General features: G+C 69.8%; 13 protein-coding genes. 8 read left to right on the top strand and 5 right to left on the bottom strand.

Going from position 1 to position 16850, the window contains the following annotated elements:
- Nucleotides 1–23: 23 nt before the first annotated feature.
- A complete protein-coding gene (locus P4R38_RS09370) occupies nucleotides 24–2297 on the bottom strand; it encodes a hypothetical protein (RefSeq protein ID WP_277191925.1) in 2274 nt (757 codons plus the stop codon).
- 158 nt (nucleotides 2298–2455) lie between these two features.
- Here P4R38_RS09370 and P4R38_RS09365 point away from each other — a divergent pair, with 158 nt between their 5' ends.
- Nucleotides 2456–3127 (top strand): class I SAM-dependent methyltransferase, encoded by a 672-nt coding sequence (locus tag P4R38_RS09365; protein ID WP_277191924.1) that lies wholly within the window; start codon nucleotides 2456–2458, stop codon nucleotides 3125–3127.
- 6 nt (nucleotides 3128–3133) lie between these two features.
- Nucleotides 3134–3904 carry a glycosyltransferase family 2 protein gene (locus tag P4R38_RS09360; RefSeq protein ID WP_275237686.1) on the top strand — a complete coding sequence of 257 codons (771 nt, stop codon included), beginning with the start codon at nucleotides 3134–3136 and terminating at the stop codon, nucleotides 3902–3904.
- A gap of 36 nt (nucleotides 3905–3940) precedes the next feature.
- On the opposite strand, the gene P4R38_RS09355 is transcribed toward P4R38_RS09360, so the two are convergent.
- On the bottom strand, nucleotides 3941–4480 hold the full coding sequence (locus P4R38_RS09355) for a GtrA family protein (RefSeq protein ID WP_275237687.1): 540 nt from the start codon (nucleotides 4478–4480) through the stop codon (nucleotides 3941–3943).
- A gap of 206 nt (nucleotides 4481–4686) precedes the next feature.
- Here P4R38_RS09355 and P4R38_RS09350 point away from each other — a divergent pair, with 206 nt between their 5' ends.
- The 5 genes from P4R38_RS09350 to tuf all read left to right on the top strand — a co-directional run bounded on the left by P4R38_RS09350 (nucleotide 4687) and on the right by tuf (nucleotide 10808).
- Nucleotides 4687–6066 (top strand): hypothetical protein, encoded by a 1380-nt coding sequence (locus tag P4R38_RS09350; RefSeq protein ID WP_277191923.1) that lies wholly within the window; start codon nucleotides 4687–4689, stop codon nucleotides 6064–6066.
- Between the two features lie 372 nt (nucleotides 6067–6438).
- The gene (rpsL, locus tag P4R38_RS09345; RefSeq protein ID WP_275237689.1) at nucleotides 6439–6813 is read left to right on the top strand and encodes a 30S ribosomal protein S12; all 375 of its coding nucleotides are present in this window, start codon (nucleotides 6439–6441) and stop codon (nucleotides 6811–6813) included.
- Entirely contained in the window at nucleotides 6813–7283 is a 471-nt protein-coding gene (gene rpsG, locus P4R38_RS09340; protein WP_275237690.1) for a 30S ribosomal protein S7, read from the top strand. Before rpsL ends, rpsG begins: the two co-directional genes overlap by 1 nt.
- A gap of 124 nt (nucleotides 7284–7407) precedes the next feature.
- The gene (fusA, locus tag P4R38_RS09335) at nucleotides 7408–9522 is read left to right on the top strand and encodes an elongation factor G (protein WP_275237691.1); all 2115 of its coding nucleotides are present in this window, start codon (nucleotides 7408–7410) and stop codon (nucleotides 9520–9522) included.
- A gap of 92 nt (nucleotides 9523–9614) precedes the next feature.
- Entirely contained in the window at nucleotides 9615–10808 is a 1194-nt protein-coding gene (gene tuf / locus P4R38_RS09330) for an elongation factor Tu (protein WP_275237692.1), read from the top strand.
- A 93-nt stretch (nucleotides 10809–10901) separates the two neighbouring features.
- On the opposite strand, the gene P4R38_RS09325 is transcribed toward tuf, so the two are convergent.
- Genes P4R38_RS09325 through P4R38_RS09315 form a run of 3 tightly spaced genes read right to left on the bottom strand, consistent with a single transcriptional unit; the run spans nucleotide 10902 to nucleotide 14103 of the window.
- On the bottom strand, nucleotides 10902–11768 hold the full coding sequence (locus tag P4R38_RS09325; RefSeq protein WP_275237693.1) for a carbohydrate ABC transporter permease: 867 nt from the start codon (nucleotides 11766–11768) through the stop codon (nucleotides 10902–10904).
- Nucleotides 11765–12733 (bottom strand): carbohydrate ABC transporter permease, encoded by a 969-nt coding sequence (locus tag P4R38_RS09320; RefSeq protein WP_275237694.1) that lies wholly within the window; start codon nucleotides 12731–12733, stop codon nucleotides 11765–11767. Before P4R38_RS09320 ends, P4R38_RS09325 begins: the two co-directional genes overlap by 4 nt.
- Before the next feature lie 11 nt (nucleotides 12734–12744).
- A complete protein-coding gene (locus P4R38_RS09315; RefSeq protein ID WP_275237695.1) occupies nucleotides 12745–14103 on the bottom strand; it encodes an ABC transporter substrate-binding protein in 1359 nt (452 codons plus the stop codon).
- A 199-nt stretch (nucleotides 14104–14302) separates the two neighbouring features.
- Between P4R38_RS09315 and P4R38_RS09310 the strand changes: the two genes are divergently transcribed.
- Entirely contained in the window at nucleotides 14303–16849 is a 2547-nt protein-coding gene (locus P4R38_RS09310; protein WP_275237696.1) for a putative Ig domain-containing protein, read from the top strand.
- Nucleotide 16850: the final 1 nt, after the last annotated feature.

Raw genomic sequence — 16850 nt, 5'->3', positions numbered from 1 at the left:
GGGCCGCTCGTCGGCGCCGGGGCTCAGCCCCGGCTCGGCGGCTGCAGCTGCCAGGCGCTGGCGGTGCCGTCCTCGGCGCGGTAGCGCACGGTGGCGTACGGGCCGGGGTTCTGGGCGTGCGGCATGCGCGACTCGGCGTAGACCCAGCGGACGCCCAGGGCCCACAGGCGGTCCCGGGCCGCCTCCGTCGGTGCCGCGATGAACCCGTCGTTGAGGCGCAGGATCTCCGGCTTCCAGTAGTCGACGGTCACCGAGTCCCGGCCGTGCGGGGCGATCTTGGTGGCACGGGGCGTGGCGGTCCAGCCCTCCACGAGCAGCTGCCGCTCGGAGAAGGCGGTGACCAGCCAGCGCCGGCTGTCACAGCCGTCGAACGGCGGTCGCAGCGTCGTGCAGTGGCGGTTGGTCATCACCAGGTCGTCGACGCCCGAGTGGTCACGGATGAAGCGTGCGGTGTCGATCTCGCCCTGGGACGTCGCCAGCTGTGAGGTCGGCAGGACCCGTGTGGTCACGGTGGGCGCGATCCCCGAGACCGCGCCCTGGAAGGCGAGGACGCCGGTGAACAGGCCGGCCACGGCGACCGAGGCCGCTGCCGACGCCGTCCGCGACGTACCGTCCGCGGCGACGAGGTATCCGGCCACGGCAGCGAGGACGACGACGACGACGGCGATCACGACCTGCAGCGTCAGGACCCGTCCGTCGTCGGGGACCAGCCGGCCGGTCACCATCGTCGGCAGCCCGAACACCGCCGCACCGCCGAGGACGCCGACGACCAGCACGCCGGCCAGGGCACGGGGACCGAGCACCTCGAGCAGCTTTTGGGCACCGAGTGCCGAGCCGGTCGCCGCGAGCGGGATCACGGTCAGCAGGAAGTAGCCCTGGCTGTGACCCGGGTGGGAGAAGATCGCCACTGCCCCCGCACCCGCCACCGACGCGCCGACCAGCAGCCAGGTGAGGGGATCGAGGCGCGCCGTCCGGCTGAACGGGAGGACGAAGGTGAGCGCGGCCCGGGTCAGGCCGCCCAGCACGGCGAGCACGCCGATGAGCCGCAGCACCACGTCGGAGTCCAGGCTGCCGAGCCAGTCGGCGTAGGCCGTCTGCTCGGCCGCCTCGTTCGGGTTGAGCGCGAGACCGGCGCTCGACCCGTGGAACACCAGCACCACGACCGCGCCGAGGCACGCCGTGACGACCACCAGGTCGATGAGCACCGGCCGGACCAGGCTCCGATTCCACAGCATCATCGCGACCAGCGCGAGCGCGAGTCCGGCGACGACCAGCGGGGCCGTCGACCCCTTGGTGCCGGACGCGACGACCGCGAACAGCGGCACCAGGACGAACGCGCCGGTGCGCGCCTCGCCACGCCAGCGCATGGTGAGGACGAGCACCAGCGCCAGCAGCGTGGGCACGCCCAGGCCGAGGGTCGGCGACTCCGGCGTGAGCGGCAGCGAGCTGGTGGACCGGGCGAGCATGTTGCCCTGGCTGCCGACGACGGTGATGACGACGGCGAGGACGGCCACCCACGGCGTACGGCTCAGCCGCAGGGCGAGGAAGGCGACCGTGAGGACGAGGGTCAGCGGCATCAGGGACGGCAGCACCCGCATCAGGACCTCGTCGAGACCGACGCCGGACGATGCCGTGACCTGGGCGATCCAGGCGTGGCCGAACCAGTGGTAGCCGAGGTCCTCACCCAGGACCGTCGGCCAGCTCCCCGGGCCGCGGTTCAGCAGCTGGGAGGCGAGCGCCTGGTGCAGGTAGGTGTCGATGTGGGGCTGCCCGAGGCTGTCGCCCCAGGTGAGCCGGTTCGCGGTGAAGTAGGACCGCAGCTGCGGGAAGAACAGGATGCTGACCAGCGACGTCACGGGGACGAACCACCAGGGCAGGCCCGTCCAGCGCGCCTGCGTGATGCGGCGCCGGGTGACGGGGACCAGCAGCAGGACGACCGCGACCAGCAGCGGTAGCACGATCGCGAGCCAGCGCTGGTGGCTCAACCCGGCGACGATCTGGACCGGTACGGCGAGGGCCACGCCGACGGCGAAGCCCATGACCACGTCCTCGACGAGCCAGCCGTCCAACGGCCGGATGGACCGCCACACCAGGGCGCCCGGCAGGACCTGCGTCAGCGCGATCATCGCGGCGGCGGCGAGCGCGTGCGTGACCGGGAGGCCGGCCCGGACCGCGTACAGCAGGTACGCCGCGAGGGCGAGCAGCAGCACCGCCGCGCTGAGGAGGTTGGCACGGCTCGCGGCCGGGCGCTCGGGTGCCGTGGTCACGGCAGGTCGGGTGGGCGCAAGCGTGCTCATGGGTTTCGTCGAGACCTCGGCAGTCGATGAGGAAAGGAGTGCGCAGCACCGTGGCCCGCAACGGCGGGCAGTCTACGGGCGCCGGATGTCCTTTCGGTGACGACGGGCCTGTTAGTGTCCGGGGCGACCTTCGCCCCCGGCACCGGAGTGGACCTTCTATGCCCGAATCCCCCTCGCCCGAGAATGCTGGCGTCTACGCACCGGGTTACTTCGAGACGAGGCTGGCCCAGAACGCCAGCCGTGAGCAGGTCTGGCGCCACCTGTGCGAGTATTTCGCGCGCTGGGTCGGTCCGGACGACGACGTGCTCGAGCTCGGCGCCGGCTGGTGCGACTTCTCCAACCACATCCGCGCCCGGCGGGTCGTCGCGATGGACATCGACGCGACCGTGGAGAAGGCCGCGAAGGACGGTGTCACCGCGGTGGTCGGTGACTGCACCGACCTGTCCCGCTTCGAGGACGGCAGCTTCGACGTCGTGTTCGCCAGCAACCTGCTGGAGCACCTGCAGCGCGACCAGTCGGGCCCGCTCCTGGCCGAGGCGCGCCGGGTCCTGCGCCCGGGCGGCCGGCTGATCCTGATGCAGCCGAACTTCCGGCTCAACCCGGGGCGCTACTTCGACGACTTCACTCACGTGGCCGTCTACACCGACCAGTCGCTGCAGGACTACCTCGTCTCCGAGGGCTGGACGATCGAGCAGGCGTACCCCAAGTTCATGCCGCTCACGCTGAAGTCCAAGGGCTCGGGCCTGACCTTCCTGGTGCCGTGGTACCTGCGCTCGCCCGTCAAACCGCTCGCCGGCCAGATGCTGGTCGTCGCCAACCCGAAGAAGTGATGACCCGTGTGGCGTGACAAGACCATCTCCGTCGTCCTGCCGACCTACAACGAGAAGGACAGCATCGCGGAGTGCATCCGCCGCTTCGAGGCGCTGCCCGAGGTCGACCAGGTCATCGTGATCAACAACAACGCCGCGGCGGGCACCTCCGAGGAGGTCGCCACGACCGGCGCCAAGGAGATCATCGAGACGACCCAGGGGTACGGCGCCGCCATCAAGCGGGGCCTGCGCGAGGCGGACACCGACCTCATCGCGGTCTGCGAGCCGGACGGCACGTTCGACCCGGCCGACCTGACCAAGCTGCTGGCGTTCATGTCCGAGTGCGACATCGTCATCGGCTCACGCACCGTGTCCAACTTCATCTGGGACGGCGCGAACATGGGCTGGTTCCTGCAGTGGGGCAACTGGGGCGTCGCGAAGCTGATCGAGGGCCTCTACAACACGACCTACCTCTCCGACGTGGGCTGCACCTTCCGGATCATGACCAAGGAGCAGGCCCAGAGCATCCTGGACCGCTCGGAGCTGGACGGGTCCGCGTACGGCCTGGAGATGCTGCTGCTCAGCGTCATCACGCGAGCGCGCATGGTGCAGGTGCCGGTGAACTACCACCCCCGCGTCGGGGTCTCCTCCGTCACCGGCGAGCTCGGCAAGACGATCTCGCTCGGGAGCGAGATGATCGCGCTCACGTTCAAGATGCGGGCCCGCGCCGGCCGGCTGCGGCAGGGACTGCAGACGCCGCGGGGGAGTCACCGCGGTCTGCGCGCCCGTTCGCGCTGAGCGACACCTCCTCCGGCCGGTCGGCGCGAGGCGGTCTCATCCGTCCGCGTCGGCCGGCTTCGTCGTCTCCTCGGAGTCGGCGTGGTGGTGGCCGTGCTCCGCGAGCTCGCTCAGCGAGCTGTGGTCACCGTGCTCGCTGAAGACGTGCGCCCGGTAGGCCCAGAACCGGAAGACGGTGGCCAGGACCAGGCCGATGCCGTTGGCGGAGATGTTGTCCGCGAGCGGTGAGCGCAGGTCGAGCAGGTAGTGGGAGATCCACAGGCAGCCCAGGGCGATGAGCGTGCCCATGACGGCGACGGCGGCGAACAGCAGGAACTCGCGGTGCTTGGCCGCGCGCCGGCTGTGCCGGAAGGTCCAGTACCGGTTCCCGAGCCAGGCGACGACGGTGGCCGCGACACCGGAGACGATCTTCGCGGTCAGCGGGTAGTCGTGCAGCGGGCCCTCGCCGCCGGCGAAGCGCAGCAGGTTGAACCCGCCGACGTCCGTCGCGAACCCCAGCACGCCCACCACGGCGAAGCCGACGAGCTGTCGTGACGTGCTGGTGGACTGGGGCGTGGTCTCGACTGCCGCGTTCACGGTTCTCCTCATCGGGCGGGGCACTCGCCACGGTAGCAACGGATCCAGCGGCCGTCGGACCACGATCGGCTGCGGCGGCGAGCCATCACGGTTGGGTCACGACGCCGCGCGCGACGTCGGCAGACCCTACAGTGAGCGCGCGCTGCGCATCGGAGCGCATCTTCGCCTCGTCGCCACCGCGACATCACATCCTCCGGGGGATCCCCATGAAGCGCATCTGCGCTGCCACCGTCGCCCTCACTGCCGCCGCGCTCCTGGCCTCCGGCGCCACGGCGCCCGCCCGCGCGGCCGGTGTGTCCAACGACGGTCTGTTCCACCAGCTCAGCTCGGCCCGCATCGCCGACTCGCGCACCGGCCTCGGCCTGCCGAAGGCCACGCTGCTCGCCGGCAAGACGGCGACGCTCAAGGTCGCGGGTCAGGGCGGCGTCCCGACCAGCGGGGTGTCCGCGGTCGTCGTCAGCCTCACCGCGATCAAGGCCTCGGCCAAGGGCTGGGTCACGGCCTACCCCTCGGGCACCACCCGGCCGACGACGTCGGTCCTGAACTTCCCGGCCGGCTGGACCGGGGCGACCACCGTCACCCTCCCGCTGGGCGCCGACGGCTCGATCAGCCTGTACGCCGGCAGCACCGACGTGAACCTCGCGGTCGACGTGCTCGGCTGGTACTCCGACGCGACGTCCACGGCCGCGCTGGGCTCGGTGTTCGTGCCGTCGGACCCGGAGCGCTGGGGCGACACCCGGTCGGACGGAACGGGCAAGCTGCAGCCCGACGACGAGCTGGTCTTCGACTTCGCCTACGAGAGCTCGGCGGACAACGAGGTGCCCACTGCCGTCCAGGTGAACCTCACCGCGCTCAACGCGGCCGGCGGCGGGTGGCTCACGGCGCGCGGGGCGGACGGCACCGTGTCCAGCACGTCGGTGGTCAACTTCGCCAAGGGCGAGGTCGCGCCGGTCCTCACCGTGCTGCCGGTGCGTCCCGGTCAGGAGGCCGGTACGTACGAGTTCTCGGTCGTCAACACCAGCCAGACCGCGGTGGACGTCCTGACCGACGTCCAGGGAACCTACTTCGCAGACCCGGCAGGTCTGGGCCTCAAGCACGTGGCCATGACCCCGACCCGCGTCATCGACACCCGCAGCGGCCTGGGTGGTCCGAAGGGCCAGCTCGGCACGGGCTCGACCCGGGCGTTCACGAAGATCGCCGCCGCGTACGACGCCGAGCGCACCGCCGCGATCGAGGGCACGATCACCGCCGCGAACGCGACCTCGGGCACCTACGTCACGCAATGGGACGGGATGGTCACGCGACCCACGACCAGCAACCTCAACGTCGCCAAGGGCATCAACCGGTCCAACGGCATGTCGACGATGCTGGGCTGGAACGACACCACCCAGAGCGGTGAGGTCAGCGCGTACAACGGGTACGGCTCGGTCGACCTCATCGAGGACGTCACCGGTCGCTGGGACGCCACCGACGCGGCGATGAACCCCGCGGCGAAGGGGACGAACGCGCGGACGCCGGCGTCCACGAGCCTCGAGCGGCGCCCGGCGCCCGAGAAGGTCACCGTGCAGGTCCGCCCGGCGCGATAAGCAGGCTTCACCACCTCCCCGCCCCGGCGTGGGAATGACCACACCCCGCAGGCCGTTGTCGCCTGCGGGGTGTGCCGTTGCCGGGGACGGCCCGCGATTTGGACGCCCTCTGGCGGGCCGCTACGCTGGACGCTTGTGCGTGGGTCTCTCCATGCCCAGCCACCGGTTCCCGGGCCTCTCGGCTCGAGGTGCCGATGGTCAGCACACTCCCTCGCCGGGCGCCTGCGGGTTCACCCCGTACGGAGTGCAGGGGAGGGCACCGGTCCGACACTCCCGACCTCGTGGGTCGGGGAGGGCCGAAAAGACAAGGAGTCCAGCGGGATGTCGCCATCCCGCTGACACGACAAGACAACGACAAGGTCGGAGAACAGGTTGCCTACCATCAACCAGCTCGTCCGCAAGGGTCGCCAGGACAAGACCACCAAGGTCTCCACCCCGGCCCTGAAGGGCAGCCCCCAGCGACGCGGCGTCTGCACGCGCGTCTACACCACCACGCCCAAGAAGCCGAACTCCGCGCTGCGCAAGGTCGCGCGCGTGAAGCTCACCTCGGGCATCGAGGTCACGGCCTACATCCCGGGCGTCGGGCACAACCTGCAGGAGCACTCGATCGTGCTCGTGCGCGGTGGTCGTGTGAAGGACCTGCCGGGTGTGCGCTACAAGATCATCCGCGGCTCGCTCGACACCCAGGGTGTCAAGGGCCGCCAGCAGTCCCGTAGCCGCTACGGCGCCAAGAAGGAGAAGAAGTAATGCCTCGTAAGGGCCCTGCTCCGAAGCGCCCCCTGGTCGTCGACCCGGTCTACGGCTCGCCGCTGGTGACCCAGCTGGTCAACAAGATCCTGATGGACGGCAAGAAGTCCACCGCCGAGCGCATCGTCTACGGCGCCCTCGAGGGCTGCAAGGACAAGACCGGCACGGACCCGGTCGTCACGCTCAAGCGCGCGCTGGACAACGTCAAGCCGGCCCTGGAGGTCAAGTCCCGCCGCGTCGGCGGTGCGACCTACCAGGTCCCGATCGAGGTCAAGCCCGGCCGCGCGACCACCCTGTCGCTGCGCTGGCTGGTCGGCTACTCCCGGCAGCGCCGTGAGAAGACCATGACCGAGCGCCTCATGAACGAGATCCTCGACGCCTCCAACGGCCTGGGTGCCGCGGTGAAGCGCCGTGAGGACACCCACAAGATGGCCGAGTCCAACAAGGCCTTCGCGCACTACCGCTGGTGACGCGTTCCGTCGCCCGGGCGGCTGTCATGTGACGGCGGTCCGGGCGGCGGGTCACCCGCCGGTCTCGGCCGGCACCGACCGATCACTCGGCATCAGAACAACGACGAAGAGATGAGAGACCACCGTGGCACAGGACGTGCTGACTGACCTGAAGAAGGTCCGCAACATCGGCATCATGGCGCACATCGATGCCGGTAAGACCACGACCACCGAGCGCATCCTCTTCTACACCGGCGTCAACCACAAGATCGGTGAGACGCACGACGGTGCGTCCACGACCGACTGGATGGAGCAGGAGAAGGAGCGCGGCATCACGATCACCTCTGCCGCGGTGACCAGCTTCTGGAACAACAACCAGATCAACATCATCGACACCCCCGGTCACGTGGACTTCACGGTCGAGGTCGAGCGCTCGCTGCGCGTCCTCGACGGTGCCGTCGCCGTCTTCGACGGCAAGGAGGGCGTCGAGCCCCAGTCCGAGACCGTGTGGCGTCAGGCGGACAAGTACGACGTCCCCCGCATCGCGTTCGTCAACAAGATGGACAAGATGGGTGCCGACTTCTACTTCACCGTGCAGACGGTCAAGGACCGCCTCGGCGCCGAGCCGCTGGTGCTGCAGCTCCCGATCGGTTCCGAGAACGACTTCGTCGGTGTCGTCGACCTGATCGAGATGCGCGCGCTGGTGTGGCCGGGTGACGCCAAGGGTGACGTCACCATGGGCGCCAAGTACGAGATCCAGGAGATCCCGGCGGACCTGCAGGACAAGGCGCAGGAGTACCACCAGGCCCTGGTCGAGCGCGTGGCCGAGGCCGACGATGACCTGATGGAGAAGTACCTCGGTGGCGAGGAGCTGAGCGTTGCCGAGATCAAGGCCGGCATCCGCAAGCTCACCGTCAACTCCGAGCTCTACCCGATCCTGTGCGGCTCGGCCTTCAAGAACCGCGGTGTGCAGCCGATGCTGGACGCGGTCATCGACTACCTGCCCTCGCCGATGGACGTGCCGCCGATGGTCGGTCACAAGCCGGGTGCCGAGGACGAGGAGATCACTCGCGCGCCGAGCAAGGACGAGCCGTTCTCGGCCCTGGCCTTCAAGGTCGCCTCGCACCCGTTCTTCGGAACGCTGACCTTCATCCGCGTGTACTCCGGCCGCATCGCCGCCGGCAGCGCCGTCGTGAACTCCACGAAGGGCAAGAAGGAGCGCGTCGGCAAGCTGTTCCAGATGCACGCCAACAAGGAGAACCCGGTCGACGAGGCCGTGGCCGGCCACATCTACGCGGCCATCGGTCTGAAGGACACCACGACCGGCGACACGCTGTGCGACCCGAACGACCAGATCGTCCTGGAGTCGATGAGCTTCCCGGAGCCGGTCATCCACGTGGCGATCGAGCCCAAGACCAAGGGTGACCAGGAGAAGCTCTCCACCGCGATCCAGAAGCTCGCGCAGGAGGACCCGACCTTCTCCGTCCACCTGGACGAGGAGACCGGCCAGACCGTCATCGGCGGTATGGGCGAGCTCCACCTCGACATCCTGGTCGACCGCATGAAGCGGGAGTTCAAGGTCGAGGCGAACGTCGGTGCCCCGCAGGTCGCCTACCGCGAGACGATCCGCCGCGCGGTGCAGAAGTACGACTACACGCACAAGAAGCAGACCGGTGGTTCCGGCCAGTTCGCGAAGGTGCAGGTCACCTTCGAGCCGCTGGACACCTCCGAGGGCGAGCTGTACGAGTTCGAGAACGCCGTCACCGGTGGCCGCATCCCGCGCGAGTACATCCCGTCGGTCGACGCCGGTATCCAGGACGCGATGCAGCTGGGTGTGCTCGCGGGCTACCCGCTGGTGGGCGTCAAGGCGATCCTGCTCGACGGTGCGTACCACGACGTCGACTCCTCGGAGATGGCGTTCAAGATCGCCGGTTCGATGGTCCTCAAGGAGGCTGTGCGCAAGGCCGACCCGGTCCTGCTCGAGCCGATGATGGCCGTCGAGGTCCGTACGCCCGAGGACTACATGGGCGACGTGATCGGCGACATCAACTCCCGCCGTGGCCAGATCCAGGCCATGGAGGACATCAGCGGTGCGAAGGTCGTCAAGGGCCTGGTTCCGCTGTCGGAGATGTTCGGGTATGTCGGTGACCTGCGGTCCAAGACCCAGGGTCGTGCCAACTACACGATGCAGTTCGACTCCTACGCCGAGGTTCCCCGGAACGTCGCGGAGGAGATCATCAAGAAGATCCGGGGCGAGTGACGCGTATCCTCGCGTCAGCCCACCGGTAAGGAAAGAGAAACCCCATCCGGCGCCGCCCCGGCGTCCGAAACAGTCCTTGAAGGAGGACCCCAGTGGCTAAGGCCAAGTTCGAGCGGACCAAGCCGCACGTCAACATCGGCACCATCGGTCACGTCGACCACGGTAAGACGACGCTGACGGCTGCCATTACCAAGGTGCTGGCGGACAAGTACCCGACGCTCAACAAGGCGTCGGCGTTCGACGAGATCGACAACGCGCCCGAGGAGAAGCAGCGCGGTATCACGATCAACGTCTCCCACCAGGAGTACGAGACCGAGGCGCGTCACTACGCCCACGTCGACGCTCCGGGTCACGCCGACTACGTGAAGAACATGATCACCGGTGCGGCTCAGATGGACGGCGCGATCCTCGTGGTCGCCGCCACCGACGGCCCGATGCCGCAGACCCGCGAGCACGTTCTGCTCGCCCGCCAGGTGGGCGTGCCCTACATCCTGGTGGCGCTGAACAAGGCCGACATGGTCGACGACGAGGAGATCCTCGAGCTCGTCGAGATGGAGGTCCGCGAGCTGCTGTCGAGCCAGGAGTTCGACGGTGACAACGCGCCGGTCGTCAAGGTCTCGGCTCTGAAGGCGCTCGAGGGCGACCCGGAGTGGACCAAGACGGTCGAGGAGCTCATGGACGCGGTCGACGAGTCCATCCCGGACCCGGTCCGCGACATCGAGAAGCCCTTCCTGATGCCGATCGAGGACGTCTTCACGATCACCGGTCGTGGCACCGTCGTCACCGGTCGTATCGAGCGTGGCGTCCTGAACGTCAACGAGGAGGTCGAGATCGTCGGCATCCGCGAGGCGTCGCAGAAGACCACCGTCACGGGCATCGAGATGTTCCGCAAGCTGCTCGACGAGGGTCGCGCGGGCGAGAACGTCGGTCTGCTGCTGCGCGGCACCAAGCGCGAGGACGTCGAGCGCGGCCAGGTCGTCGTGAAGCCGGGCTCGATCACCCCGCACACCGAGTTCGAGGCTCAGGTCTACATCCTGGGCAAGGACGAGGGTGGCCGTCACACGCCGTTCTACGACAACTACCGTCCGCAGTTCTACTTCCGGACCACGGACGTCACCGGTGTCGTGCACCTGCCCGAGGGTGTCGAGATGGTCATGCCGGGTGACAACACCGACATGCGCGTCGAGCTCATCCAGCCCATCGCCATGGAGGAGGGCCTGCGCTTCGCCATCCGCGAGGGCGGCCGTACCGTCGGCGCCGGCCGGGTCGTCAAGATCCTGAAGTGATCTCACGCTGCTGAGGCAGCGCGAGGAAGGGCCCGAGTCCGCATGGACTCGGGCCCTTTCGCGTACCCGCGGTACGTTGGCGCCGGAGGAGGGTCAGCCCTTGTCGGCGCCGCTGGTCAGGCCCTCGGTGAGCCAGCGCTCCGCCGCCAGGTACAGCACGATGATCGGCAGGGTCAGCACGACGGACCCGGCCATCAGGACGGTCTTGGGCACCTCGACGCCGTTGGCCAGCTGCGACAGCCCGAGCGAGACGGTCCAGTCCTCGCGCTTGGCGGCCAGGAACAGCAGCGCGAAGAGGAACTCGTTCCAGGCGATCATGAAGACGAACAGGGCGGTCGACATGATCGAGGGCATCGCGAGCGGGAGCGTGATCCGGGTGAGGACCTGGAACCGGCCGGCGCCGTCGATGGCCGCGGACTCCTCGACGCTCTGCGGGATCGTCCTGAAGTAGTTGCGCAGCATGTGGATCGAGATCGGGATCGTCTGCACGACGTAGACCAGCATCAGCCCGACCAGGGAGCCGGCCAGCCCGACCTTGGAGAACAGGATCACCAGCGGGATGGCCAGCACGATGACCGGGAAGAGGTAGACCGACAGGAACAGCGCGCTGATCGTCCGGCGCCCGAAGAAGCTCAGCCGGGCGACGGCGTACGCGCCGAGGATCGACACCACCAGGGTGATGATCGTGGCCAGGCCGGCGACGATCAGCGAGTTGCGGATGAAGGCTGTGAACCCCTGGCCGCCCTCGTCCTCGGGCTTCAGGACGGTGCGGTAGGTGTCGGTGGTGAAGTCCTTCAGCGGGTACCACAGCCGCGCGGGGTCCTCCAGCAGGCGCTCGATCGGGACGAACGACAGCAGCACCATGTAGAGGAACGGGAACAGCGTCACCACCAGCAGCAGCGCGATGACGACCCAGCGACCGATGCCGAAGACGCGCTCCTGCAGTGCGTGCCGACTCATGACTCCTCGCTCTCGGTCCGGGCCAGCCACTTGAGGTAGATCAGCAGGAAGACCGCCATCACCAGCGAGAGCACGACCGCCTGGGCGGCGGCGCTGCCGGCGTCGAACCGGCCGGTCAGGTAGTTGAAGACGCGGACGGCGACGACCTCCGTACCGGCCGTGCCGCCGGTCAGCAGGTAGACGTCGTCGAACTTGTTGAACGTCATGATCAGGCGCAGCACCGTCAGCAGCGCGATCACCGAGGCGAGCTCGGGCAGGATGATGTATCGGAAACGCTGCCACGGCGTGGCGCCGTCGACGACGGCGGCCTCGATGACGTCGCCGGGCACGGCCTGCAGCCGCGCGATCAGGAACATGAACGCGAACGGGAAGTAGCGCCAGATCTCGAACGCGATGACCGTCAGCAGGGCGTTCGGCTCGGTGCCGAGGAAGTCCTGCGGGTGGTCCCAACCGAGGTAGCGCTGGCCCCAGGCGTTGACGATGCCGAACTGCGGGTTGAGCAGGACTTGCCAGACGAAGGTCACCGCGACCACGGGTGCGACGTACGGCAGGAGCATGGCGGCCCGTACGAGGCCGCGGCCGCGGAAGGAGTCGCGCAGGGCGAGCGCCGCGACCAGGCCGAGGGCGATGGAGCCGAGGGTGGCGCCGATGCTGTACACGACGGTGGTCCGCAGCGACGCCCAGAACCCGCGAGCCCCGAGGACCTCGCGGAAGTTGTCCAGCGTGAACGGCCGGAACGGGCTGGCGTCGCGGATCTCCAGGAAGGACAGGTGCTGGAAGGCCAGCACGATGTTCCACAGCACCGGGATGACCACGACCGCCACGACGATGACGACGGTCGGGCCGACCATCAGCAGACCGTCGCGGTTCTCCTTGCGCCGCAGCCGGTTGCGGCGCGGAGGGCGCACGGGTGGGGATGCGGTGTCGTCCTGCCGGTCCGGCGCGTCGAGTGCCCGAGAGCTCATGGTCGGCCTCCTCAGCTCACCGAGGTCGCGATCTCATCGACCGCGTCCCGCGCGTCGCGGGCTGCGCCGTCGGCGGACTGCGACCCGTTGGACATCTCCGCGACCGCCTTGGCGATCGGCAGCTCGGCCGAGGTGGGACCAAGGACCGCGCCCTGGTTCTCGGGGATCGCCCAGCGGTCCAAGTGGTCCCAGACGCCGGTCACCTGCTGCATGGTCTGCGCGTCGTACACCGTGCTGAGCACCTTCTTGGTGTCGACACCGGACTTCAGCCGCGACCAGTCCTGGACGTACTGGCGCGAGCCCGGCTGCGGGCCGAGCCGGGCGGGGAACTTGCCCTCGGGGGCCATGCCGAGCCAGGTCGTGTACCCCGGGCCCAGGGCGTAGCCCATCAGCGCGGCGGCGCCCTTGGTGTTGCCGCCCTTGATCGCGGCCCACGAGGACACCTCCCCGAAACCGCCGCTGCCGCCGTCGGGCCCGGTGATCGCGGTGACCACCCCGCTGTGCTTGGCCAGCCAGGTCTTGTCCCTCTTGCACGGGCCGCAGGTCGGGACGGCGTCGTTGCGCAGCCCGGCCAGCTCGTCCAGGATGAAGGTCGACCACAGCACCATCGCCGACTGGCCGGCGAAGTAGCTGGCGCGGGTGGAGTCGACGTCCTGCAGGCCCTCGGGTGAGACCTTGCCGGCCAGCTGCCGGTAGGTGCGCCACGTGCGCAGGCAGCGCGGCGAGTCGATCTGCGCCGTGCCCTTGGCGTCGATGAGCTGGCACCCGTTGCCGAGCGCGAGCGACTCGAAGGTCTGCTGGGTGAAGACGTCGGCCGGGTCGGTGGCGATGCTGATGCCGTACTGCTTCCCGGTGGTGAGACGGGTCGCGGCCCGCATCATCGCGTCGTAGGTGGTCGGTGCGGGCAGCCCCGCCTGCTGGAACAGGTCCTTGCGGTAGACCAGCACCTGCGCCCACCCGTCCGACGGCACCGCCAGCGCCTGCCTGCCCTCGGTGACCATCTGCACGGTGCGAGGGGCGAACGTGCCGCGACCGAGCCGGTCCAGCACCTGCGTCGCGACGCTGCGGTCGAGGACGTCGAAGTGGTCGAGCTGGCGGACGAAGCCGAGGGGGAGCGAGCCCACGACGTCGGGCAGGTCACCGGTCTGCGCGGCGCTCGCGATCAGCTGCGGCAGCTGGCCCTCGTCGACGGCGACCAGCTCGGTCCTGATGCCGGTGGCCTTGGTGAAGGCGGCCAGCATCCGCTGCTGCACGGCCACCCGGTCCGGCTGGGCCTCCAGGCTCCAGACCAGCAGCCTGTCGGCCGGCCGCGCCGAGGATCCGGCGCACGCGGACAGACCCGTGGCAACCAGGGCGATGGCTGCGCTCATGGCAGCGACCCGTCGTCGTCGCATCGCACTCCTTCGTGCCGGGCTGACCACGCTACGCCGCTCCCGACGATCGCGGAGCGAACCTGGCCGTGCTCCTACCCGATCGGGCCCAGGGTGAACCTTGCGTTCTTCACGCCCCCGACCGGCTCTGACCGTGTTAATGTTCGCCGCCATTTCAATGTCAGCAGGGGGAGAACCCATGGTCGCCGGCGCGCGCCGTCGTCGCGAATCACGGTGGTACATAGCGATTCTCGGCACCATCCTGGCGCTGGTCGCCGGGTCACTCGTCACCACGTCGCTCGCCTCCGCCGCACCGGGAAGCGCCGTCGCGACCGCGTCGACGCCGATCGGGTACGGCTACGCGCCGCTCGTCTCGCCGCAGCGCACGGTCGACACCCGCGTCGGGCGCGGCGCGTCCAGGCTGGTGGCCGGCGTGAGCGTCGCGGTTCCCGTCGGACTCGACTCCTGGGTGCCGGCCGACGCGAAGGCGGTGGTTCTCAACGTCACCGTCCTCAGCGCCGCGCAGAGCGGCTGGCTGTCGCTGGTGCCCAGCGGGGCATCGAGTGCGTCGGGCTCGGCGGTGAACTTCCCGGCCGGCCAGGCCGTGCCGAACCAGGTCATCGTTCGCCCGGGAAGTGCGGGCGCCGTGGACGTGACCGCGTCGACGGCCGCGGACCTGCTGATCGACGTCGTCGGCTACGTCGAGAAGGACGCGCTCGTCGAGCCGCTCGACTCCGCGCGCGTGCTCGACACCCGTCCGAGCGCAGCAGTGAGCGCCGGTGAGACGCGGCAGGTCCCGGTCGCGGGCAAGGGCGGCGTTCCCGCCAGCGGCGTGGCCGCGGTCATCGTCAACCTCACCGCGGTGTCGACGAGCTCGGGCTGGCTGACGGCCTATCCGACCGGCCAGACGCGGCCCTCCTCCTCGACGCTCAACTACGCGGGCGCGACGCGAGCGGCCATGGCGGTGCTGAAGGTCGGGTCGGACGGCTCGTTCAGCGTCTACAGCTCGGCCTCGACCCACCTGCTGGTCGACGTCATCGGCTGGGTACCGCAGAGCAGCCCGGCGTACGTGGCGCTCAACCCCTCCCGGCTGATGGACACCCGCACCGGTCTGGGCGCTCCGCGCGCCCGGGTACCCGCCCGCGGAAGCGTGACCCTGCAGGTCGCCGGACGTGGCGGCGTGCCGACCACCGGCGTGGCCGCGGTCGAGCTGACCCTCGCCGCGGTGAACCCGGCGACCTCGGGTTACGTCTCGGCCGCCGCGACGAACGCCTCGGGAGCGCCGACGTCGGTGCTGAACTTCCCGGCGAGCAAGACCTTCGCGAACTCCCTGACCGCGACGCTCGACACCCAGGGCCGGCTGAGCATCTACAGCTCGGCGCAGACGGACCTGCTGGTCGACGTGGTGGGCTACCTGCCGGACGTCGTCCGTCCACTCGTGCTGCTGGACCGTCCCGTGACGTCCGGGTGGCTCAAGAGCCGGTACGCCGGCTGGTCGGTGCCCCGGACCGGCGGCACCGACCCCGAGCACTTCTCGGTCGACGCCGGGGTCCTGCCGCCGGGCATGTCCCTCACCGGCAGCGGCGTGCTCATCGGCACGCCGCTGCGCCAGGGCACCTGGACGTTCACGGTGCTGCTGACGGACGGGTCCGGCCAGCGGGCCACCCGCTCCTACGAGCTCACGGTCCAGGACTTCGGGGCGGCCGACTGGGACGTCGCCGCGGGTGACCAGCACAGCTGTGCGCGCGCCCGTGGAGGCTCGGTGTGGTGCTGGGGCGACAACACCCAGGGGCAGCTGGGCGACGGCTCCACCACCTCGGCCACCGCGCCGGTGCAGCCGCAGGGTCTCTCGAGCGGCGTGGTGCAGGTCGCCGCCGGCGGTCAGCAGAGCTGCGCGCTGCTGTCCACCGGCGAGGTGTCCTGCTGGGGCCAGGTCCCCGGCCCGGACACGACGACGCCGGCGACCGTCGACGGACTCGGTGCGAAGGCCGTCCACATCGCCGTGGGTCCCTCGCACGCCTGCGCCGCCCTGGAGGACGGTGCGGTGAGCTGCTGGGGGGCCGGCGACCAGGGGCAGACGGGCACCAACGGGACCGGGTCGTCCAAGCCGTCGCGCGTGACCGGCCTGCCGTCGAGCGCCAACCAGGTCGCGGTCGGTGCTGCCCACTCCTGCGCCGTGGTGATGGACGGGTCCGTGTGGTGCTGGGGCGCCAACGACAAGGGCCAGCTGGGCGACCGGACGACGACGGGCTCGAGCACGCCGCGGAAGATGGTCGGCAGCGTGGCGCGGGCGACCTACGTCCTGGCCGCGGGAGGCGACAGCACCTGCGTCGCCGACGCGTCCTTGGTGGACTGCACCGGGCAGAACGACAGCGGCCAGCTGGCGGACGGCACGACCGCCGACCACCTCGTCGGGACGCGCGCGAAGCTGGGTGGCACTCACCTCTACCCGACCCTCGCGGTCGGGACCGGGCACGCCTGTGCGGGCGGGAACAGCGACGCGTTGTCCTGCTCCGGCCGCAACGACCTCGGTCAGCTCGGCAACGGATCGACCGACGCCTCGTTGGTCGGCGTCCTGACCGCACTGCCGTCCACCGCCGTGAGTGTCGCGGTCGGCGCGACGCACACCTGCGCGGCCCGACCGGATGAGGTCTGGTGCTGGGGTGACAACGCGGCCGGTCAGCTCGGTACGGGGACGACCGCACCGTCCGCGCTGCCGGTACGGGTGGTGCTGCCCGCGGCGTGAT

The sequence above is a fragment of the Luteipulveratus flavus genome (genome assembly GCF_029439465.1).
Classification (GTDB): Bacteria; Actinomycetota; Actinomycetes; order Actinomycetales; family Dermatophilaceae; genus Luteipulveratus; species Luteipulveratus flavus.
Note: the sequence above shows the minus strand (reverse complement) of the source record. Positions and strands in the feature narration are given on the sequence as shown.